Genomic DNA, 19,969 nt, shown 5'->3' with positions numbered 1-19,969 from the left:
GCTGATGGCCGTCGAGATCACCTCGAAAATCGTATCCTACAGCGTCAAGAAGGCGGTGGAGGCGCCGCCGCTGGCCGACGAGAACCCACTGACGGTGCGCATCCCCTCGCGTCCCGAGGGCACCCTGGAGGCCGTTTCGGAGAAGATCTCCTACGTCGGTGCCGAGGGCCGCAAGAAGGTCTACCTGCTGGTCTCCTTCATGCCCGTGGAGGGCGTGCTGAACGGCAAGCGGGTGGTCATCGAGCGGCCGGTGGAGTTCTTCTTCCCCTCCGGGCAGTTGTCCAGCGAGCACCAGTGGATCACCGCCACCATGCGCAGCCTGTCACTGGCGGCCCGCGGCGGCTATGTCACCCAGGCGGTGGCCGACCTGCGCAAGGTGGCCTGGGACAAGGGGCTGGTGCGCTGCGGCATGAACCGCTGGGGCAAGCCGATGTTCCACGACTCCGAGGTCGCGGCCATTGCCTGGTCGATCCAGCAGATCCTCTATCGCCGCGGCTTCCTCGACCTGGACGGCAACCAGGTGCCGGTGGAAGAGCTGGTCAGCCGCTATGCCCAGCGCCTGGCCAGCGGCCACGGCTGGCAGCCGCCCAGTGCCGAGGAGCTGGACCGGGCCGAGCGGGAGGCCCGCGAGCAGCAGGGCGGCCCCGCCGTGGTGGGCCACTGTCCCGAGTGCAACGGCGAGCTGATCATGATGGACGGCTGCCCGACCTGCTATGCGGGCTGCGGCTGGTCCAAGTGCGGCTAGCCGGGTGCCGCTGGCCTGGGGGCCGCCTCCGCGGCCCCGCGGGCGGCATGCCGGTGCCGGCCCCCCGGCGAGGGCCGGCGATGGCTAGGCCTTCTTGCCGCCGTCGAAGGCGATATCGAAGCGGATGTGCCAGTCGGTCGGCGGCAGGCTGACCACCTCGATCGCGTGCGCTGTCATCCTCCTGCGCAAGTCTTCATATTCCGCGCCACCGGCCGCCTTGAGCCGGGCCAGCTCCTTCTCGGTGTGGCCCTGGCTGCCCAGGTAGTTCTTGGCCGTCTGGCGAAGCGCATCGCCGGTCTCACCGCTGATGAGCTGGTGAAACTCCTCGTCGGCCATGCTGATGTTCTCGATGACGATTTGCATGCATCGCTCCTTGCTGCGTCGGCAATGGGGGAGCCGTCTGTCGCGACCCCGAGGCGTCGGGTGACGGCTCGGCCCCCCGTGGGCAGCGAGTGGGGGCGAGGAGTTCCCTGATCACCAGCTTCGGCGTGCGCCGGGGAGGCCCTGCGCCGTTCAATGACGCAGCGTGAGCCTGGCGAAGTGAGGGCGCAGGCGGCGGGCCAGGGCCTCGAGGGCCGGCGTCGTGGGGGCACCCGGCACCGGCGCGCAGTACGCCGGGTCCTGGCAGCGCTCGGTGCGGGCGAGCTGGAGGGCATAGCGGCGCACGCCGCAGTCGGCCAGGGTCAACGCCAGGCGCTCCACGTCGGCCAGCGCGAAGTCCCGCCAGTGCACCGTGGTGCGGCACTCGAAGGCGACCTCCCCGGCGAGCAGCGCCTCGAGGCTGCGGGCATGGCGGCGCCAGACCCCGTCGCGGCCGCCGATGCGGTCGAAGTCCGCGCCGCGGCCCTTGACGTCCAGAGCCACCCAGTCCAGCTGCGGCAGCAGCCGCACCAGGCGGTCGGGGTAGGGGCCCGCCGTGTGCAGGCCCACCGAGAGCCCCAGGGCGCGGGCGTCCGCGATGGCCGCCGGCAGGTCGGCGTGCAGGGTCGGCTCGCCACCGCTGAACACCACCGCCTCCAGGTCGCCGAGGCGACGCTCCAGGTAGTCCCGGACCGCCGCCCACTCGCCGGGCGCGCCGCGACGAGGCGCCATCATCGAGCCGTTCTCGCAGTAGCCGCACTGCAGCGGGCAGCCCTGGAGGTAGACCACCGCGGCGCGGCGGCCCGGAAAGGCCTCGGGGTCCAGGGTGGTGAGCCCGGCCAGCGGAAGGCGCAGGGGCCGGGCCGTTTCGTCCTCGAGGCGCATGGCGGGAATCGTCATGGGGCGGTCTCCGGGTGGTGGTCCATGCCGGGCCGACCGTGCCAGTAGCCGTCGCACAGGGTGGCGTCGACCAGGGCCAGCGGGTCGGGGGCCGGCAGCCGGCCGTGGCGCGCCGCATCGAAGGCCGCCACGATCTCCGCCATGCCCCGGGCCCGGGGACTCAGCCGGGCCGTCGCCACCCCCAGGGCCTGCATGTCGGGCAGCGCATGGCGCAGGTCCTGGCAGGCCCCGGACAGGGTCTGGATGCCGTTGAGGGTGAACACCTCCCGGGCTTCCTGGGAGCGCAGGGCCAGGCCCTCGGGGTACTTCTGGCAGACGAACCGGCAGCGGTCCTTGGGGCGCTGGTGGCGGCGGGCGGTGAAGCAGCGCGACGACCAGGCGAGCGGCAGGTGACCGTAGGCGAAGACCTCGCAGGGCAGCGTGACGCCCTGGGTGCGGCAGTCGTCGAGCAGGGTCGCGAGCGCCTCCCGGGACATCTCCACCGGGGCCTGCCAGGCCTGCAGGCCGGCGCGCGCGAGCAGCGCGATGGCCTGGCGGTTGTAGAGGTTGAGGGCGGCACCGCCGACGAAGGGCAGCCCGGCCGCCGTGAGGAACTGCAGGGCGCTCTGGTCGTTGGCCTCGACCACGAACTCGCCATTGTCGCAGAGCTTGCGCAGGTCGCGCAGGTCGGCCTCGGACTCGATCAGCGTCTGGGAGGCCAGGGTCACCCGCTTGCCGCCCTGGGCGAGTTCCCGGCCGATCCCCAGCCAGTCGTCGAGCTTCATGTCGCGGCGTCGCGAGCAGACGCTCTCGCCCAGGGTGACGGCCTCCACGGGCCAGTCGGCGGCCTCGCGGTAGAAGGCGGCGTAGTCCTCGCGGGTCCAGTAGAAGAGCACCGGCCCCAGGCTCAGTTGCAGCGGCGTGTCGGTCATGGAGCCTCCTATTTCCAGCGCCGCTCGTAGGCGCCCAGGGTGGTGGTGGCGCCCTCGGAGAGCTCGCCGAGGCCCGCCAGCCAGGACGGGTCGGGGCGGAAGCGCGCCGGGTCGCGGGCCAGGCGGTCCAGGGCCTGGCGCCAGATGCCGGCGACCCGCGACACATAGGCCGGGCTGCGCTGGCGGCCCTCGATCTTCACCGCGCTGATGCCCAGCTCGTCGAGCTCCGGCAGCAGCTCCAGGGTATTGAGGCTGGTGGGCTCCTCGATGGCGTGATAGGTCTCGCCGGCGACGTCGAAGCGCCCCTTGCACAGGGTCGGGTAGCCGGCCCGCTCCTCCTCGCCATAGCGGTCGATCAGCACCCCGCCGAGCCGCGACTCCAGCCCCGCGGGGGTCTGCTCCCAGCGCACGTGCGCGGCCGGGGAGCAGACGCCGCGGGTGTTGGGCGACTCGCCGGTGAGGTAGGACGACAGGTAGCAGCGCCCCTCGGCCATGATGCACAGGCTGCCGAAGGCGAAGACCTCCAGTTCCACCGGGCTCTGCTTGGCCAGGTCGCGGACCTGGGTGATCGACAGCACCCGCGGCAGCACGGCGCGCTGGATGCCGAAGTGATCGTGGTAGAAGCGCAGCGCCTGGTGACTGGTGGCCGAGCCCTGCACCGAGAGGTGTCGGGGCAGCTCGGGGTGGCGGCGGGCGGCATACTCCAGCAGGCCCATGTCGGCCAGGATCAGCGCATCGACGCCGAGCTCGGCGGCCTGGTCGACGGCCCGGGTCCACTGGGCCCAGCCGTCGGGCTGCGGGTAGGTGTTGATGGCGCAGAACACCCGCCGGCCGCGGCCCCGGGCATAGTCGATGCCCTGGCGGGCGCGCCGGTCGGAGAAGTTGAGGCCGGCGAACTGGCGGGCATTGGTGGCGTTGCGGAAGCCGAAGTAGACGGCGTCGGCCCCCTCGTCCACGGCACGCTTCAGGGCGGGCAGGTTGCCGGCGGGGCAGACGAGCTGCATGGCGGTCTCCTGGCGATGAATACCCGACCATGCTAGTCGCCTATCGGCGCCTGGCCCTTGACCCGGGTCATGGCGGGCCCGGGTTGCGCGGCCCCTCGGTGGGCGGGCGCGAGAGAAGGCTTTCCGGGGGCGGCCCCGGCCGGCTACCCTGCCGTCATCCCTTTCCGTTCGATCCCAAGGAGGCCCCATGGCCATCTCGCACTTCGCCGACCTGCTCGAGGAGGCCCGCCGCCAGCCCGAGCCGCAGCGCCTGCTGTTCGTGCTGACCCGCGCCGAACTGCCGGACCAACCGAGCGAGGCGCAACGGGCGCGCTTCGCGCAGGGCGAGGGCGGGGTGCTGACGCCGGTGCTGTGCGTCGACAAGACGCCCGACGAACTCGGTGACATGGCGGCGCTGGTGGCGGAAGCCGAGGAGACGGGCATCGCCTGGGATATCGCCTTCGTCGCGGCCCTGGACGACCCGAGCCACCAGGCGGAAGTCGAGCCACACCTGCAGCGCATGGTGGAGTCGCTGAAGATGGGCGCTATCGAGCGCTTCCTGGCCTTCGACCGGCAGGGCGAGGTGGTGAGCTTCCAGTGAGGTCGGCGGCCCGGACGCAGGCGTCCGGGCCGGAGAGCGGGGATCAGGCGGCGTCGAGAGGCTGCGACGGCCCGAAGTGCTCGTAGTGGCGACGCTCATCGGGGATGCCCAGTTCGGCAAGGAACCGGTTGACCGTGGTCATGAAGACCTGGGGGCCGACGAAGTAGCAGCGTGGCTGGCCCTCGGGCAGGTAGCGGGCCAGCAGCTCGCGGTCGATGCGCCCGAGATGGTCGGCGCCGTCGCCCCGCTCGTGGACCGTCACCACCCGCAGCTGCCCGGCATGGCGGTCCGCGAGCCTCGCCACCTCGTCGGCGAAGGCATGGTGGTCGGCGTCCAGCGCGGCATGCAGGTAGACCACCCGTCGTCCCTGGGCCAGCGCCTGCCGGGCGAGCGGCAGCATGGGGGTCTGGCCGACGCCGCCGCTGGCCAGCAGCAGCGGCTCGTCGCCGTCCACCAGGGTCAGGGCGCCGGCCGGCGGCAGCAGTGCCAGGGTGTCGCCGACCGCCATGGCATCGTGCAGGTGCCGGCTGGCGGTGCCCTCGGGCTCGCGCTTGACCGAGATCCGGTAGCTCTCGCCGTTGGGCGCCGCCGAGAGGCTGTAGTGGCGGTAGACTGGCTCGCCATCGATGACCAGGCGCACGCCGATGTACTGGCCCGGGGCGAAGTCGGCCACCGCCCCGCCATCCACGGGCGTGAGCACGAAGGAGCGGATCACCGCACTCTCCTGACGGATCGCGGCGATGTGGAAGTCGCGGGGGCCGCGCCAGCCCCCCGGGCGATGCTCGAAGTCGCGATAGCGGTGGGCCTCGAGCTCGATCAGCAGCCCGGCCAGCTCCTCATAGAGCGCCCCCCAGGCGTCCGCGATCTCCGGCGTCACCGCCTCGCCCAGCACCTCGCCGATGGCGGCCATCAGACACTCGCCGACGATCGGATACTGCTCGGGCCGGATATCCAGGGAGACGTGCTTGCTGACCACGGTGGCCAGGGTCTCTCGTACCCGCTCGGGATCGCGGCGCAGCTGGACATAGGCCAGCACCGCGCCGGCCAGTGCCCGGGGCTGGCCGCCGTTGGCCTGGTGGGCCTGGTTGAACAGCGGCTTGACCTCGGGGTAGCGCGCGAACATCAACGGGTAGAAGCACCGGGTGATGGCATCGAGGTGCTCGGCGACGACCGGGGCGGTGGCCTCGATCAGGCGTTCCTGGGCGGGTGTCAGCATGGCGGGGCTCCGTGGTCCGTGGTGTTGCTAAAGGAGTAAGCAAAATACCTCTTTCATGGCGCCGCCGACAGCGCCGGGGCTGACGCAAAATGTCGCAGGGCGAACGGGCCAACGCTTGCCGAGCCGCCCTACAACCCGATGCGGTGGGCCCGGTCGGTGAAGAAGATGCCGCTCGGTGACTCGCTCGAAAGCTCCGCCAGGACCTCGAGGGTCCGGGTGTCGTAGACCCGGACCCGGTCGCTGTCCCGGGCCGAGATCCAGACATGCTCGCCGCGGGGGGTGAACTCCATGTGCAGCACCGCCTCCCCGGGGGAGAGGGTGCGGATCACCTCCCGGGACTCGGTATCGATGACCTGGACCAGGTCGTTGTCGGGATGGGCGAAGTTGACCCACACCTGGCGCTCGTCCGGCCGGCTCATGACGAAGACCGGCTGGCCGTGCACCGGCACGCGGTCGACCAGGGTCCAGTCGTCGGCGTCGGCCACCAGCACCTCGTGGCGCCCCACCGCCGGCAGCCAGGCCGAGCCGTTGGCCAGGGCCCAGCCCTCGAGATGCGGCATCTTGTACACCGGCAGGCGCGCCTCGCCGCGGCCGTAGTCGGGCAGGACGCGCTGCACGCCCCGCTCGGGATGCCACAGGTCCAGCAGGGCCAGGCCGTCCTCGCCGAACAGCCCGGCGAGGTAGTAGCGCCCGGTGGGGTCGATCAGGGCGTCGTAGGGCTGGGCGCCGATAGCCGTGAAGCGGGTCAGCGTCGGTGTCTCGCCGCTCATGTCCAGCAGATGAATCTCGCCGGCCTCGAACAGGCTGTAGACGAAGCGGTTGCCCGGGGCATCCACCAGGCCCACCACCTTGGCGCGCTGCCGGGTGCCGTCCTCGGCCCGGTAGGTCGCCGGGATGTCGGCGACCGGGTCGAGGGTCTCGCTGTCGAAGACCCTCACCCCGCCCGGCGCGTAGTTGGCCACCGCCACCCGGCGCCCATCCTGGGAGATGGCCCCGCCGATGCTGTTGCCGGCCTGCATCACCCGCTCGCTGATCTCGCCGGTCAGCAGGTCGACCCGGGTCAGGCCTCCGTCGCGGCCGAACACGAAGGCATGGCGAGCGTCGCGGCTGAATTTCACCGAGGCGTGGGACAGGTCGCCGAGCCCCTCGAGGCGCGCGATGACCGACCGTTCGCTGGTGTCCACCAGCAGCAGGCTGCCGGTGGCCCGCTCGACCACCACCCCCAGGTCACCGGTGCCGCGCAGTGCCTCCCGCTCGGTGGGCGTTCCCGGCGACTGGCAGCCGGCGAGCAGGGCGAGCAGGGCGAGCAGGGCGGCGATCGGCGGCAGGCGCCGGGCGGTCGGGGTCATGGTCACTCCGGTCTCAGGGGGTCTGGGGGGCGGCGCGCTGCAGGAGGTCGGCCAGCCAGCGGGCGTCGGCGTCGCCGAGCAGCGGCGCCCAGCCGGGCATGGCGGTGCCGGGGATGCCGTGCAGGATCAGCGCCGCCAGGGCGTCCCGGTCGTAGGCCCGCATCCGCGACCGGCTCAGCGCCGGGCCCAGGCCGCCACGCAGGGTCATGCCGTGGCAGGAGCCGCAGTCCTGGTAGAGCAGGGTCTCGAGCGCCGCCTGGCGTGCCGGGTCGGGGGCATCGGCCGGTGCCGGTCCCCAGGCCAGCGCGATGAGCAGCACCGGCAGCAGCCGTGGGAAGGGCGTGGGCATGGGCGGTCCTCGTGTCGTGGCCGGGCCGTGGCGATGGTCTTCAGTGTTGCGCCCGGCGGGTCGGCCTGCCTTGACCGGCGTCAACCGGGCCGGCGACGCCGACCCGAAAGCACGCTTCCGGGCGCGTCGCAATGTCCCGTGGCGGCTCGCCGGTGAGGCCCTTGACCCAGGTCAACAAGGGGCGGGAATCCGCCGCTGACACGCTGAAGGTGCATGAAAAATGCGCGTTAGTGCACCACGCTTGGCTGCCAGGAGGGTCATCGATCTCGTCGCCCACGCCCATGCCGATGCTCCTCCGGTGACATCACAACAACCCCCCGGCCTGGCGAACGCGCATACGTGGATCACGACAGAGGTGGAGCGATGATGAAGCAACTCGGGTATCTCAAGCCCCTCGCCATGGCGGTGACCGCCGCGGCCCTGGGCATCGGCCTGGCCCATGCTCAGCCGCACGAGAACATCGACGAGTCCCAGGCGGCCTACCAGGGCACCGAGTCGGCGGTGGAGGCGGAGTCGGCCCGCACGGTGCGCACGCCCGGCGCCCCGGACCTGAGCGAGGCCGAGTTCGAGCAGGCCAAAGAGATCTACTTCCAGCGCTGCGCCGGCTGTCACGGGGTGCTGCGCAACGGCGCCACCGGCAAGCCGCTGACCACCGACATCACCCAGGAGCGGGGGCTCGAGTACCTCAAGGCCTTCATCACCTATGGCTCCGCGGCCGGCATGCCCAACTGGGGCACCTCGGGGGAACTCGGCGAGGACGAGATCGAGCTGATGGCCAAGTACATCATGCATGAGCCGCCGGTGCCGCCGGAGTTCGGCCTGCCGGCCATGCAGGAGAGCTGGGAGGTGGTGGTGCCGCCCGAGCAGCGTCCCACCGAGCAGCTGAACGACCTGGACCTGGCCAACCTGTTCTCGGTGACCCTGCGCGATGCCGGCCAGATCGCCCTGATCGACGGCGCCTCCAAGGAGATCGTCCAGGTGCTGGATACCGGCTACGCGGTGCACATCTCGCGGATGTCGGCCTCCGGGCGCTACCTGTTCGTGATCGGCCGCGACGCCAAGGTCGACATGATCGACCTGTGGATGGCGGAGCCGGCGATCGTCGCCTCCATCAAGGTCGGCCTGGAGGCCCGCTCGGTGGAGACCTCCAAGTTCGAGGGCTACGAGGACAAGTTCGCCGTGGCCGGCACCTACTGGCCGCCGCAGTACGTGATCATGGACGGCGAGACCCTGGAGCCGCTGAAGATCGTCAGCACCCGGGGCATGACCGTCGATACCCAGGAGTACCATCCCGAGCCGCGGGTGGCGGCCATCGTCGCCTCCCACCAGCACCCCGAGTTCATCGTCAACGTCAAGGAGACCGGCAAGGTGCAGCTGGTCAACTACGAGGACCTGGACGCCCTCTCCACGGTGGAGATCGAGACTTCCCGCTTCCTGCATGACGGCGGCTGGGACAGCACCGGTCGCTACTTCCTGACCGCGGCCAACGAGTCCAACCAGATCGTGGTCATCGACGCCCAAGAGCGCGAGCTGGAGGCCATCGTCGACGTCGGCAAGATTCCCCACCCGGGCCGCGGCGCCAACTTCGTCGATCCCGAGTTCGGGCCGGTCTGGGCCACCAGCCACCTCGGCGACAACAGCATCCAGCTGATCGGCACCGACCCGGACGGCCATCCCGACCAGGCCTGGCGGGTGGTGCGTACCCTGCAGGGCCAGGGCGGCGGCTCGCTGTTCATCAAGACCCACCCCGAGTCCGACAACCTCTACGTCGACACCCCGCTGAACCCCGGCGAGGCGATCAGCCAGAGCGTGGCGGTCTACGACATCAACGACCTGGAGGCCGGCTTCGAGGTGCTGCCCATCGCCGAGTGGGCGGATCTCGGCGAGGGCCCCAAGCGGGTCGTGCAGCCGGAGTACAACCACGCCGGCGACGAGGTGTGGTTCTCGGTGTGGAACACCATGGACCAGACCTCCGCCCTGGTGGTGGTGGACGACGCGACCCGCGAGCTGGAGGCGGTGATCAAGGACGCGCGGCTGGTCACGCCCACCGGCAAGTTCAACGTCTACAACACCCAGCACGACGTCTATTGAGGCGTCCCGGCGGGCCGGTCATCCCGGCCCGCCCCCGATTTCCGTGGATGAGGGGGCGCGATGCCTGTTGACCCGCGAGACCTCGATGCCCTGGACCGTCGCCTGATCGACTGCTACCAGCGCCGCCTGCCGGTCTGCATCCGGCCCTTCGCCCGCATGGCCGAGCGCCTGGGCACTTCCGAGGCGGAGGTGATCGCCCGCCTCGAGCGCCTGCTGGCCCTCGGCGTGGTGAGCCGGGTGGGGCCGGTCTTCGACCATGCCCGGGCCGGCGCCAGCCTGCTCGCTGCGGTGTCCGTGCCGGACGCGGAGCGGGAGGCCTGCGCCGCGATCGTCAACCGGGCCCCCGGGGTCAACCACAACTACGCCCGGGATCACGCCTACAACCTGTGGTTCGTGATGACCGCCCCGGATGAGGCGGTCCTGGCGAGTCGCCTGGATCGACTGGAGGCCACGCTGGGCTATCCGCTGCTGCGCCTGCCGATGCTCGAGGGCTATCACATCGACCTGGCGATTCCGATTCCCTGGGCCGAACTGGAGGGGACATGCCCACCGTGACTGCCGTCATCCAGGCGCCGGACGGCGCCAGCGTGTCGAGCGAGGCGCAGCGTCGCCTGCGCGAGCGGCTCGAGCAGGGGCTGCCCCTGTCGCCGCGCCCCTGGCGGGTGCTGGCCGAGCAGTGCGGCCTGACCGAGGGCGAGGTGCTGGCCTGCGTCCACCGCTGGCAGGCCAACGGGCTGATCAAGCGCCAGGGACTGGTGGTGCGCCACCGTCCGCTGGGCATCCGGGCCAATGCCATGGTGGTCTGGGACGTCCCCGACGCCCGGGTCGCCGAGGCGGGGCGCCGTCTGGCCCGGGAGGTGGCGGTGACCCTGTGCTATCGACGGCCGCGATGCCTCCCCGATTGGCCCTACAACCTCTTCTGCATGCTGCATGGCATCCGCCGCGAGCGGGTCCTCGCCGAGCTCGCGGCCATCGTCGAGCGCCAGGGTCTGGCGGACCTCGAGCATCGCGTGCTGTTCAGCGAGCGGGCCTATCGCCAGTGTGGCGGCCGCTATGCCGGGGAGCCGTCGCCATGAGCCCCGCCGCGCTGGACGCCGTCGACCGCCGCCTGGTCAACCGCCTGCAGGACGGGTTGCCGCTCGTGGCGCGGCCCTTTGCCACGGTGGCCGCGGCGCTGGGGATCGCCGAGGGCGAGCTGCTCTACCGTCTCGAGCGCCTGCGCGAGGCCGGGGTGCTCAGCCGGTTCGGCCCCCTGTACCACGCCGAGCGGCTGGGCGGCGGCCTGACCCTGGCGGCCCTGGCGGTGCCGGAGCCGGACTTCGAGCGGGTCGCCGAGGCGGTCAACGCCTTTCCCGAGGTGGCCCACAACTATCGCCGCGAGCACGCCCTCAACATGTGGTTCGTGCTGGCCACCGAGACCCCGGGGCGCATCGCCGAGGTGATCGAGGCCATCGAGGCGGCCACCGGCCTGCCGGTGTTCAACCTGCCCAAGGAGGAGGAGTTCCATGTCCGACTCCACCTGCCCGTCTGAGGCGCGTGCGCAGGACGCCGCGACGCCGGCGGGTCACCTGGACCCACGCGACCGCGCCATCGTGCTGGCCACCCAGGCCGGGCTGCCGCTGGTCCCCGATCCCTGGGGCGCGGTGGGGCGGCGGGTGGGCATGAGCGGCGACGAGGTGCTGGCCAGGATGCAGGCCATGGCGGCGCGCGGGGTGATCCGCCGTGTCGCCGCCGTGCCCAACCACTATCGCCTGGGCTACGTGGCCAACGGCATGAGCGTGTGGGACGTCGACGATGCCGAGATCGACCGGCTGGGCCGCGAGGTGGCCGCCATCGAGGGGGTCAGCCACTGCTACCGCCGCCCCCGGCACCGCCCCCACTGGCCCTTCAACCTCTTCGCCATGCTCCATGGGCACAGCCGGGAGGAGGTGGAGCGCCAGGCCGAGGTGCTACGCGCCCGTCTCGGCGAGGCCTGCCGCGACCACCGCATCCTCTACAGCTCGCGCATCCTCAAGAAGACCGGGCTGCGCCTGGGGGCCGGTGGCCCGGGGAGCGACACCCAGCGCCGCGACTGAGGCGCCCGTCGAGGAGAGACGCCATGTTCAGAGTCACCCGCTACATCAAGACGCTGCTCGCGCCGGTGCCCCCCGTACCGGAGACGAGAGCGCCGGCCGCCAAGCCGCCCGGGCCGGTGGTGATCTGGAACCTGATCCGTCGCTGCAACCTGACCTGCAAGCACTGCTACACGACGTCGGCGGACATCGACTTCGCCGGTGAGCTGTCCACGGCCGAGGCCCATGCCGTGCTGGAGGACCTGCATCGCTTCCGGGTGCCGGCGCTGATCCTGTCCGGGGGCGAGCCACTGATGCGCCCCGACATCCTCGAGCTCTCCCGTCGGGCCCGGGCGCTCGGCCTCTACACCGGGCTCTCCACCAACGGCACCCTGATCACCGAGGCCACCATCGACGCGATCGCCGACGTCGGCTACGACTACGTGGGGATCAGCATCGATGGCCTGGAGGCGACCCACGACGCCATCCGGCAGCGCCAGGGAGCCTTCCGGGAGTCCCTGCACGCGGTGAGGCTGTGCAAGGAGCGTGGCATCAAGGTGGGCCTGCGCTTCACCCTGACCCGGGAGAACCATGCCCAGCTCGACGACATCCTGGCCCTGCTCGCCGAGCACGACGTCGACAAGTTCTACCTCTCGCACCTCAACTACGGGGGACGCGGCCGTCGTCACAGCAAGCAGGACGCCTGGTACCGCATGACCCGGGACGCCATGACCCGGCTGTTCGACCACTGCCGGGACGAGCTGGAACGCGGCATCGAGCGCGAGTACGTCACCGGCAACAACGACGCCGACGGTCCCTTCCTGCTGATGTGGGCCCGCGAGCACTTCCCTGACCGGGCCGACGCCCTGGAGCAGCGCCTCGCCCGGTGGGGCGGCAATGCCTCCGGCGAGCACATCGCCAATATCGACAACCTGGGCAACGTCCACCCGGACACCTTCTGGTGGGACCACGACCTGGGCAATGTCCGCGAGACGCCCTTCTCCGAGATCTGGCGCCACACCACCGACCCGCTGATGCAGGGCCTGCGCCAGCGCCCGCGGCCCGTGAAGGGGCGCTGCGGCGACTGCCGCTTTCTTGCCCTCTGCAATGGCAATACCCGGGTGCGGGCCTGGAAGGTCTGCGGGGATCCCTGGGAGGAGGATCCCGGCTGCTACCTGACCAACGCCGAGATCGGCCTCGGTGACGTGCCCGGGCGCCGCCTCGCCGCGCCCCATGCGGCCATTCCGGCCATTGAACTCTAGCCAGGCCGAGCGAGGAGCGCCGCCATGACCCATCGAATCTCCTGTGAGCTCGCCGAGGCCCCCCTGGCGCCCGGCGAGGTGGCCATCGTCGGTGCCGGGCCCGGCGATCCGGGGCTGCTGACCCTGCGGGCCCTGTCGCTGCTCGAGCAGGCCGACTGCCTGGTCTTCGACCGCCTGGTCTCGCGGGAGGTGCTGGCCCTGGCCAGTCCCAAAGCCCGGCGCTTCTACGTGGGCAAGGCCTCGCGCTGCCATGCCCTGACCCAGGAGCAGACCAATGCCCTGCTGGTGCGGCTGGCGGGCGAGGGCCGGCGGGTGGTGCGGCTCAAGGGCGGCGACCCCTACATCTTCGGGCGCGGAGGCGAGGAGGGCGAGGTGTTGATCGCGCACGGCATCCGCTTCCGGGTGGTGCCGGGCATCACCTCCGCCCAGGGCTGCGCCGCCTATGGCGGGTTCCCGCTCACCCATCGTGACCACGCCCAGAGCGTCACCTTCGTCACCGGTCACCGCAAGGGCGACGGTGAGCTGATCCTGGACTGGAGCGCCCTGGCGGTGCCCCACCACACGGCGGTGTTCTACATGGGCCTGGCCAACGCCGGGACGATCAGCCGGCAGCTGCAGGCCCACGGCCTGCCGGCGAGCCACCCGGTGGCGCTGGTCGAGCGCGGCACCACGCCCGAGCAGCGCCGGGTGATCACCTGCCTGGGCGAACTGGTCGCGACCATCGCCCGCGAGGGACTCACGCCGCCCACCCTGATCGTGGTGGGCGAGGTGGTGCGCCTGGCCGATACCCTGGCCCAGCCGGCCGCGCAGGTGGCGATCCTCGCCGAGGGCGAGATCCGGGATCGGGTCGGCGAACGGGTGGCCCTGTGATGCGCATCGCCCGGCACAGGCCCTGCCTGCCGACGCTGGTCGCCACCGTGCTGCTGGCGGTCGGTGCACCGGCGGACGCCGAGGAGGCCGCGGCGCTCTACCAGGCCGAGTGCGCCGCCTGCCACGGCGAGGCCCGCCTCGGCGGCATCGGCCCGGCCCTGCTGCCGGGCAATCTCTCGCGCCTGACGCCCGAGGCGGCCGAGGCGGTGATCCGCGATGGCCGGGCGGCCAGCCAGATGCCGGCCTTCGGCGAGACGCTCGACGACGCGGCGATTGCCTCCCTGGCCGAGTGGCTCTACCGCCCCCCGGCGGTGGAGCCGCGCTGGACCCCGCAGGATATCCTGGCCAGCCAGGTCGTTGCGCATCCCGACGGCAGCCTGCCCGACGCGCCGGCCTTCGCTGCCGATCCCCTCAACCTCTTCATCGTGGTGGAGACCGGCGATCACCACGCCAGCCTGCTCGACGGCGATACCTTCGAGCGGATCCATCGTTTCGAGACCCGCTACGCCCTGCACGGCGGGCCCAAGTACACCCCGGATGGCCGCTACGTGTTCTTCGGCTCCCGGGACGGCTGGATCACCAAGTACGACCTCTACAACCTCGAGGTGGTGGCCGAGGTGCGCGCCGGCATCAACATGCGCAACATCGCCGTCTCCGCCGATGGCCGCTACGTGATGGCCGCCAACTACCTGCCCCACAGCCTGGTGCTGTTCGACGCCCACAACCTGGACCTGATGAAGGTCTATCCGGTGGCGAGCACGGCGGGGCAGGGCTCCCGGGTCAGCGCCGTCTATGCCGCGCCGCCCCGGGGCAGCTTCATTGCCGCGCTCAAGGACATCGAGGAGGTCTGGGAGATTCCCTGGCCGCTGCCGGCCGAACCGGTGGTCGCCACCGGGCATATGGCCACGCCACTGGAGACGCAACGCGGGCATGACACCCCCAACTTCCAGGTGCGTCGCATTCCGGTGCCCGACTACCTGGACGACTTCTTCTTCGACCCGGCCTATCGCCACCTCATCGGTGCCTCCCGGGGCGGCCGGGGCGGCATGGTGATCGACCTGGAGAGCGGCGACAAGGTGGCCGACCTGCCCCTGGAGGGCATGCCGCACCTGGGGTCCGGCATCACCTGGGAGCATCAGGGGCGCCGGGTGATGGCGATCCCCCACCTGGCCAGGGCGGCGGTCTCGATCATCGACATGCAGGACTGGTCGCTGGTGAAGACGCTCGAGACCGACGGTCCCGGCTTCTTCATGCGCAGCCACGCCAACTCGCCCCATGCCTGGGTGGACGTCTTCTTCGGCCCCCATCGCGACCGGGTCCACGTGATCGACAAGGCGAGCCTGGAGATCGTCGCGACCCTGACCCCCGAGCCCGGCAAGACCGCCGCCCACGTGGAGTTCGACCGCCATGGCGAGAGGCTGCTGCTCAGCATCTGGGACGAGGCGGGGGCGGTGATCGTCTACGATGGCGACACCCTGGAGGCGCTCGAGCGCATTCCCATGAGCAAGCCCTCGGGCAAGTACAACGTCTGGAACAAGACCCGCTACGAGGAGGGCACCAGCCACTGACGGATCACCGCGGTATCTCGAGCGGCCCGACCGGCCGTGTCATGATCCCGGTCAAGCACCGGGCCTCGAGCGCTGGGCCGCGCCGGTCGCGCGGGCTACGCTTCGAGTCAGGGGTGACGGCCGGCCCTTGCCCGATGGGGACGGCCGGAGGAGGCAGGCGGTGGATATCGAGACGGTCTTCGATGCGAGCTATGCCCGGGTGCTGGAGCGCCAGGTCGACGGCAAGGGCTTCTTCGAGGCCTTCTACGAGCGCTTCGTCGCCGCCTCGCCGGAGGTGGCGGAGAAGTTCCGCCATACCGACATGCATCGCCAGCAGGCCATGCTCAAGAAGTCCTTCTACCATCTGCTGACCTTCTATGCCTCCAGCCACGCCGACTATTACCTGGACAAGGTGGCCATCAGCCACAATCGCCGGCATCTCGACATCCCTCCGCCCCTCTACGACCTCTGGCTGGAGACCATGGTGGCGACCCTGCGCGACTTCGACCCGGCGTTCAACGACACCGTGGAGCTGGCCTGGCGCCTGGTGATGACCCCGGGGATCGTCTACATGAAGTTCCACTACGAGCGGGACACGCTGGTCGGCGAGGGCGATAGCGCCTGAGCCCGCCGGGCCGGGACAACGGGTGTGATGTGAAGCAGTCTTCTTGATGCCCGTCATGGTCTTGCCGGCCTCGCCGGGCGCACAATGTCGATATCCAAGTGTTCCGGTCGGGTATTCGCCATGACAGCTGCTTCCCTCTCGCCGGCGCGCCAGCCCCTGGCCCGCCTCGCCTTCCGTCCCTTCTTCCTGCTGGCCACGCTGTTCGGGATGGTCGCCCTGATGGTCTGGCTGGCCTTCTGGCACGGCGACGTGCTGCTCAGGCCCCAGGGCGGGTTGCTCTGGTGGCACCAGCACGAGATGCTGTTCGGCTTCGCCGCCGCCGTGGTGGCGGGCTTTCTGCTCACCGCCGTGCAGAACTGGACCGGCCTGCCGAGCCTGCGCGGTTGGTCCCTGCTGGCCCTGGTGGCGCTATGGCTGGCCGGACGGGTGCTGCTGGCCGTGCCCCTGGGGCTGCCGCCGCTGGTGCCGGCGCTGGTGGACCTGGCCTTCCTGGTGGTGGTGGCCGCCGTGATGGCCCGGCTGGTGATCGCCGCCCGGCGCTGGCGCAACCTGGTCTTCCTGCCCGCCCTCGGGCTGCTGGCCCTGGCCAACCTGGCGATGCATCTCGGCGTCCTGCAGGGGGATGCCGCGCTGATCCGTCAGGGGGCCTACCTGGCGGTGCTGCTGATCACTGCCCTGATGGTGGTGATCGGCGGGCGGGTGATCCCGATGTTCACCGCCAATCGCCTGGCACGTCCCCGGCCGGCGCCGCGGCCCTGGCTGGAGCGGTTGACCCTGGGCAGCATGGCGGCGCTGGTGCTGGTCCAGCTGGCCGCCGTGCTGGGCCTGGCCCTGCCCGGCGCCGGGATGGCCGGGCTGACGGGGCTGGCCGCACTGGCCAATGCCCTGCGGCTGGCCCGTTGGGAAGGACACCGCACCCTCCGCGAACCGCTGCTCTGGGGACTGCATGCCAGCTACGCCTTCCTCTGCCTGGGGCTCGCCATGTGGGCCCTGGCGGCGCTGGGCGCCTTCCGCGTCGAACTGGCCGTGCATGCCCTGGCCATCGGCGGCATGGGCACCATGATGCTGGCGATGATGGCACGCGTCTCGCTCGGCCACACCGGTCGCCCCATCGCGAGCCTGCCGGGCATCGGCGTGGCCCTGGCGCTGCTGCTCGCCGCCGCCGTGCTGCGCTCGCCGGTGCTGGCGCTGTTTCCCGGCATCAGCCACTGGACCTACAATCTGGGCATCATCTTCTGGTGCCTGGCCTACGCGATCTTCCTGCTCCACTACGCGCTGCCGCTGAGCAGCGCCCGCCTGGATGGCAAGGACGGTTGATCCCCATGGAACACTACGCCCTGATCAAGCACCTGCACATGAGCGCCGCCGCCCTGAGCCTCGGCCTCTTCCTGGTGCGGGCCTGGTGGTCGGTGCGGGCCTCGCCGAACCTCGCCCGGCGCTGGGTGAGGGTGCTGCCCCACCTGGTCGATACCCTGCTGCTGGGGCTCGGGGTGTGGCTGATGGTGGCCCTCTCGCTGTGGCCCCACCAGCAGCCCTGGCTGGCCGCCAAGCTGCTCGCCCTGATCGCCTATATCGGCCTCGGCACCCTGGCCATCAAGCGCGGGCGGACGCCGGCGGTGCGCGGCGTGGCGGCGCTGGCCGCGCTGGTCGTGTTCGCCTTCATGGTGGGGGCGGCGGTCCGGCACAGTCCGCTGTCCTGGCTGGCCTGAGGCGGCGCTTCCTATACTGAGTGGCGTCACTCACCGTCAGAAGGACCCCCTCATGGCGAAACAATCGCTTCCCTCCGGCGCTCGCCAGGTGGCCGACCAGCATCCCGAGGTCTGGAAAGCCTTCGCGGCGCTGGGCAAGGCCTGCGCCGAGACCGGTCCCCTCGATGCCCGAACCCGCCGCCTGGTCAAGCTCGCCCTGGCGGTGGGCTCGGGCTCCGAGGGCGCCGTGCATTCCCACGTGCGTCGCGCCCTGGCCGAGGGCGAGTCCGCCGAGGCCCTGAAACAGGTGGCCATGCTGGCCATCCCCACCCTGGGCCTGCCCGCCAGCGCGGCGGCGCTGACCTGGATCGAGGACTTCACCGAAGGCGATTGATCCTCGCCGATCCCGCTCGGGCGGCCTCGCCGCCCGCCGGTTCCCCTCGAATGCCGCCTTCTTGATCGACGTCATGGTTCGCCCCGCCGGAAGACGCTAATCTTAACATGTATTTTTAATGCATGTTATTGGGCGCGGCCGCCAGGCGGCGCGATGCGAGCGAGGGGGTATGGTTCATGGCCGAAGGTCTCACCAAGTCGGCGGCCCGCAACATCTTCTATGGCGGGTCGCTGTTCTTCTTTCTGCTGTTCGCCGCGCTGACGGCCCACAGCCACTGGTACATGGTCAACACGTCCACCGACAGCGAGGGGCTCTCCGAGTCCGTCGAGCACGGCAAGGAGGTGTGGGAGGAGAACATGTGCATCAACTGCCACAGCATCATGGGCGAGGGCGCCTACTTCGCCCCGGAGCTGGGCAACGTCTGGACGCGCTACGGCGGCCGGGAGAATCCCGAGGCGGCCCGTGCCGGCCTCATCGCCTGGATGAAGGCCCAGCCGCTGGGCGCGCCGGGTCGGCGGCAGATGCCGCAGTTCGACCTCAGCGACGAGGAGCTCGATGCCCTGATCGACTTCCTGGAGTGGACCGACGGCATCGACGCTCAGGACTGGCCACCGCATCCCGCCGGCTAGGCCGCCAGCGCTTCGGATGACGCAAGGAGACCCATAGCGATGAAATACGAGACCCAGAGGGTGGCCCTGCCCTTCTTCATGGTGGCCATGGCGCTGTTCGCGCTGCAGATCGTCTTCGGCCTGCTGGCCGCCTCCGTCTATGCCTGGCCGACCTTCATGGCCGAGCTGATGCCCTTCAACATCATGCGCGTCAGCCATACCAACCTGCTGATCGTCTGGCTGCTGCTCGGCTTCATGGGCAGCACCTACTACCTGATGCCGGAAGAGGCCGAGCGGGAGATCCACAGCCCCGGGCTGGCTTACCTGCAGCTGGCCATCTTCGCCTTCGCCGGGGCCGCGGCCCTGGTCGGCTACCAGTTCGGGATCCACGAGGGACGCGAGTTCCTCGAGCAGCCGTTCTGGGTCAAGGTGCTGATCACCATCTCCTTCCTGATGTTCCTCTTCAACACCAGCATGACGCTGGCCAAGGGCCGCAAGACCGCCATCAACCTGGTGCTGATGCTGGGCCTGTGGCTGGCTGCGGTGTTCTGGCTGTTCGCCTTCTACAACCCGACCAACCTGGCCGTGGACAAGCTCTACTGGTGGTGGGTCGTGCATCTCTGGGTGGAGGGCGTCTGGGAGCTGATCATGGCCTCGCTGCTCGGCTACCTGCTGATCAAGATGACCGGCGTCGATCGCGAGGTGATCGAGAAGTGGCTCTACGTCATCGTCGGCCTGTCGCTGTTCTCCGGCCTGCTGGGCACCGGCCACCACTACTACTGGATCGGCGCGCCGAGCTACTGGCAGCCCATCGGCAGCATCTTCTCCACCCTGGAGGTGATCCCCTTCTTCGCCATGGTGGTGTTCGCCTTCACCATGTTCTGGAAGGGCAGCCGCAACCACCCCAACAAGGCCGCCATGCTGTGGGCACTGGGCTGCCCGACCGTGGCCTTCTTCGGTGCCGGCGTGTGGGGCTTCATGCACACCCTGTCGTTCATCAACTACTACAGCCACGGTACCCAGGTCACCGCGGCCCACGGCCACCTGGCCTTCTACGGTGCCTACGTGATGCTGATCCTCGGCGTGATCACCTTCGCCATGCCGGCGCTGCGTCGCACCCAGCCCTACAACCAGGTGATGAACATGTGGGGCTTCTGGATCATGACCTCGGCGATGTGCTTCATGACCTTCACCCTGACCTTCGCCGGGGTGGTGCAGACCCACCTGCAGCGCGTGCTGGGCATGAACTACATGGAGGTGCAGAGCCAGCTCGAGCTCTTCTACCTGATGCGCCTGGGCGCCGGCGTGGCGGTGGCCGTGGGGGCGGTGCTGCTGATCGTCGCCTTCTTCGGCCGGGCCCGGGTGCAGCTGCCGGCCGGCGGTACCCAGCTCACCGCCGGGGCCGAGCGCCTCTGATCG

At 70.5% G+C, this 19,969-nt stretch carries 23 protein-coding genes; 16 read left to right on the top strand and 7 right to left on the bottom strand.

Annotated elements, in window-relative coordinates; all coding sequences use genetic code 11:
- Positions 1–4 precede the first annotated feature (4 nt).
- Positions 5–745: a ribonucleoside-diphosphate reductase gene (locus QWY76_RS07705; RefSeq protein WP_290310545.1), complete on the top strand. Its 741-nt coding sequence runs from the start codon at positions 5–7 to the stop codon at positions 743–745.
- An 84-nt stretch (positions 746–829) separates the two neighbouring features.
- Here the strand turns inward: QWY76_RS07705 and QWY76_RS07700 are convergent, their stop codons facing one another.
- The 4 genes from QWY76_RS07700 to ubiU all read right to left on the bottom strand — a co-directional run bounded on the left by QWY76_RS07700 (position 830) and on the right by ubiU (position 3,920).
- Complete coding sequence (locus tag QWY76_RS07700) at positions 830–1,108, bottom strand: hypothetical protein (protein ID WP_290310544.1); 279 nt, start codon at positions 1,106–1,108, stop codon at positions 830–832.
- 150 nt (positions 1,109–1,258) lie between these two features.
- On the bottom strand, positions 1,259–2,005 hold the full coding sequence (locus QWY76_RS07695) for an anaerobic ribonucleoside-triphosphate reductase activating protein (protein ID WP_290310543.1): 747 nt from the start codon (positions 2,003–2,005) through the stop codon (positions 1,259–1,261).
- Positions 2,002–2,916: a U32 family peptidase gene (locus tag QWY76_RS07690; protein WP_290310542.1), complete on the bottom strand. Its 915-nt coding sequence runs from the start codon at positions 2,914–2,916 to the stop codon at positions 2,002–2,004. Before QWY76_RS07690 ends, QWY76_RS07695 begins: the two co-directional genes overlap by 4 nt.
- 8 nt (positions 2,917–2,924) lie before the next feature.
- Positions 2,925–3,920, bottom strand: a complete 996-nt coding sequence (gene ubiU, locus QWY76_RS07685) for a ubiquinone anaerobic biosynthesis protein UbiU (protein WP_290310541.1) — start codon at positions 3,918–3,920, stop codon at positions 2,925–2,927.
- A gap of 187 nt (positions 3,921–4,107) precedes the next feature.
- Between ubiU and QWY76_RS07680 the strand changes: the two genes are divergently transcribed.
- Positions 4,108–4,500 carry a ribonucleotide reductase subunit alpha gene (locus tag QWY76_RS07680; protein WP_290310540.1) on the top strand — a complete coding sequence of 131 codons (393 nt, stop codon included), beginning with the start codon at positions 4,108–4,110 and terminating at the stop codon, positions 4,498–4,500.
- 43 nt (positions 4,501–4,543) lie between these two features.
- Here QWY76_RS07680 and hmpA read toward each other — a convergent pair whose 3' ends face one another.
- The 3 genes from hmpA to QWY76_RS07665 all read right to left on the bottom strand — a co-directional run bounded on the left by hmpA (position 4,544) and on the right by QWY76_RS07665 (position 7,414).
- Positions 4,544–5,716, bottom strand: coding sequence for an NO-inducible flavohemoprotein (gene hmpA, locus QWY76_RS07675; RefSeq protein ID WP_290310539.1), 1,173 nt, complete (start codon positions 5,714–5,716; stop codon positions 4,544–4,546).
- Positions 5,717–5,844: 128 nt separating this feature from the next.
- Positions 5,845–7,065 (bottom strand): cytochrome D1 domain-containing protein, encoded by a 1,221-nt coding sequence (locus QWY76_RS07670; protein WP_290310538.1) that lies wholly within the window; start codon positions 7,063–7,065, stop codon positions 5,845–5,847.
- A gap of 13 nt (positions 7,066–7,078) precedes the next feature.
- A complete protein-coding gene (locus QWY76_RS07665; RefSeq protein ID WP_290310536.1) occupies positions 7,079–7,414 on the bottom strand; it encodes a c-type cytochrome in 336 nt (111 codons plus the stop codon).
- Positions 7,415–7,777: 363 nt separating this feature from the next.
- Here QWY76_RS07665 and QWY76_RS07660 point away from each other — a divergent pair, with 363 nt between their 5' ends.
- The 14 genes from QWY76_RS07660 (at position 7,778) to QWY76_RS07595 (ending at position 19,966) form a co-directional block, all read left to right on the top strand.
- Positions 7,778–9,505 (top strand): cytochrome D1 domain-containing protein, encoded by a 1,728-nt coding sequence (locus tag QWY76_RS07660; RefSeq protein ID WP_435388970.1) that lies wholly within the window; start codon positions 7,778–7,780, stop codon positions 9,503–9,505.
- Positions 9,506–9,565: 60 nt separating this feature from the next.
- Positions 9,566–10,060, top strand: a complete 495-nt coding sequence (locus QWY76_RS07655; protein ID WP_290310535.1) for an AsnC family transcriptional regulator — start codon at positions 9,566–9,568, stop codon at positions 10,058–10,060.
- On the top strand, positions 10,048–10,581 hold the full coding sequence (gene ahbB, locus QWY76_RS07650) for a siroheme decarboxylase subunit beta (RefSeq protein WP_290310534.1): 534 nt from the start codon (positions 10,048–10,050) through the stop codon (positions 10,579–10,581). The genes QWY76_RS07655 and ahbB (QWY76_RS07650) overlap by 13 nt, the downstream gene beginning before the upstream one ends.
- Positions 10,578–11,036 carry an Lrp/AsnC family transcriptional regulator gene (locus tag QWY76_RS07645; RefSeq protein WP_290310533.1) on the top strand — a complete coding sequence of 153 codons (459 nt, stop codon included), beginning with the start codon at positions 10,578–10,580 and terminating at the stop codon, positions 11,034–11,036. The genes ahbB (QWY76_RS07650) and QWY76_RS07645 overlap by 4 nt, the downstream gene beginning before the upstream one ends.
- On the top strand, positions 11,011–11,580 hold the full coding sequence (ahbB, locus tag QWY76_RS07640) for a siroheme decarboxylase subunit beta (RefSeq protein ID WP_290310532.1): 570 nt from the start codon (positions 11,011–11,013) through the stop codon (positions 11,578–11,580). The genes QWY76_RS07645 and ahbB (QWY76_RS07640) overlap by 26 nt, the downstream gene beginning before the upstream one ends.
- A gap of 23 nt (positions 11,581–11,603) precedes the next feature.
- On the top strand, positions 11,604–12,818 hold the full coding sequence (gene nirJ, locus QWY76_RS07635; protein ID WP_290310531.1) for a heme d1 biosynthesis radical SAM protein NirJ: 1,215 nt from the start codon (positions 11,604–11,606) through the stop codon (positions 12,816–12,818).
- Between the two features lie 24 nt (positions 12,819–12,842).
- A complete protein-coding gene (cobA, locus tag QWY76_RS07630) occupies positions 12,843–13,688 on the top strand; it encodes a uroporphyrinogen-III C-methyltransferase (protein ID WP_290310530.1) in 846 nt (281 codons plus the stop codon).
- Complete coding sequence (locus QWY76_RS07625; protein ID WP_290310529.1) at positions 13,688–15,256, top strand: nitrite reductase; 1,569 nt, start codon at positions 13,688–13,690, stop codon at positions 15,254–15,256. The genes cobA and QWY76_RS07625 overlap by 1 nt, the downstream gene beginning before the upstream one ends.
- Before the next feature lie 160 nt (positions 15,257–15,416).
- Positions 15,417–15,860, top strand: a complete 444-nt coding sequence (locus QWY76_RS07620) for a globin (RefSeq protein ID WP_290310528.1) — start codon at positions 15,417–15,419, stop codon at positions 15,858–15,860.
- 120 nt (positions 15,861–15,980) lie between these two features.
- Positions 15,981–17,177 carry an NnrS family protein gene (locus tag QWY76_RS07615; protein WP_290310527.1) on the top strand — a complete coding sequence of 399 codons (1,197 nt, stop codon included), beginning with the start codon at positions 15,981–15,983 and terminating at the stop codon, positions 17,175–17,177.
- A gap of 5 nt (positions 17,178–17,182) precedes the next feature.
- Positions 17,183–17,569 carry a SirB2 family protein gene (locus QWY76_RS07610; protein WP_290310526.1) on the top strand — a complete coding sequence of 129 codons (387 nt, stop codon included), beginning with the start codon at positions 17,183–17,185 and terminating at the stop codon, positions 17,567–17,569.
- Between the two features lie 52 nt (positions 17,570–17,621).
- A complete protein-coding gene (locus QWY76_RS07605) occupies positions 17,622–17,942 on the top strand; it encodes a carboxymuconolactone decarboxylase family protein (protein WP_290310525.1) in 321 nt (106 codons plus the stop codon).
- A 176-nt stretch (positions 17,943–18,118) separates the two neighbouring features.
- Positions 18,119–18,571, top strand: a complete 453-nt coding sequence (locus tag QWY76_RS07600; protein ID WP_290310524.1) for a c-type cytochrome — start codon at positions 18,119–18,121, stop codon at positions 18,569–18,571.
- 39 nt (positions 18,572–18,610) lie between these two features.
- Positions 18,611–19,966, top strand: coding sequence for a cbb3-type cytochrome c oxidase subunit I (locus QWY76_RS07595; RefSeq protein WP_290310523.1), 1,356 nt, complete (start codon positions 18,611–18,613; stop codon positions 19,964–19,966).
- The last annotated feature ends 3 nt before the right edge of the window (positions 19,967–19,969 follow it).

The organism is Halomonas maura (assembly GCF_030409305.1).
GTDB lineage: Bacteria > Pseudomonadota > Gammaproteobacteria > Pseudomonadales > Halomonadaceae > Halomonas > Halomonas maura.
The sequence above is the reverse complement of the archived record's forward strand: the minus strand, read 5'-3'. Positions and strand labels throughout refer to the sequence as shown.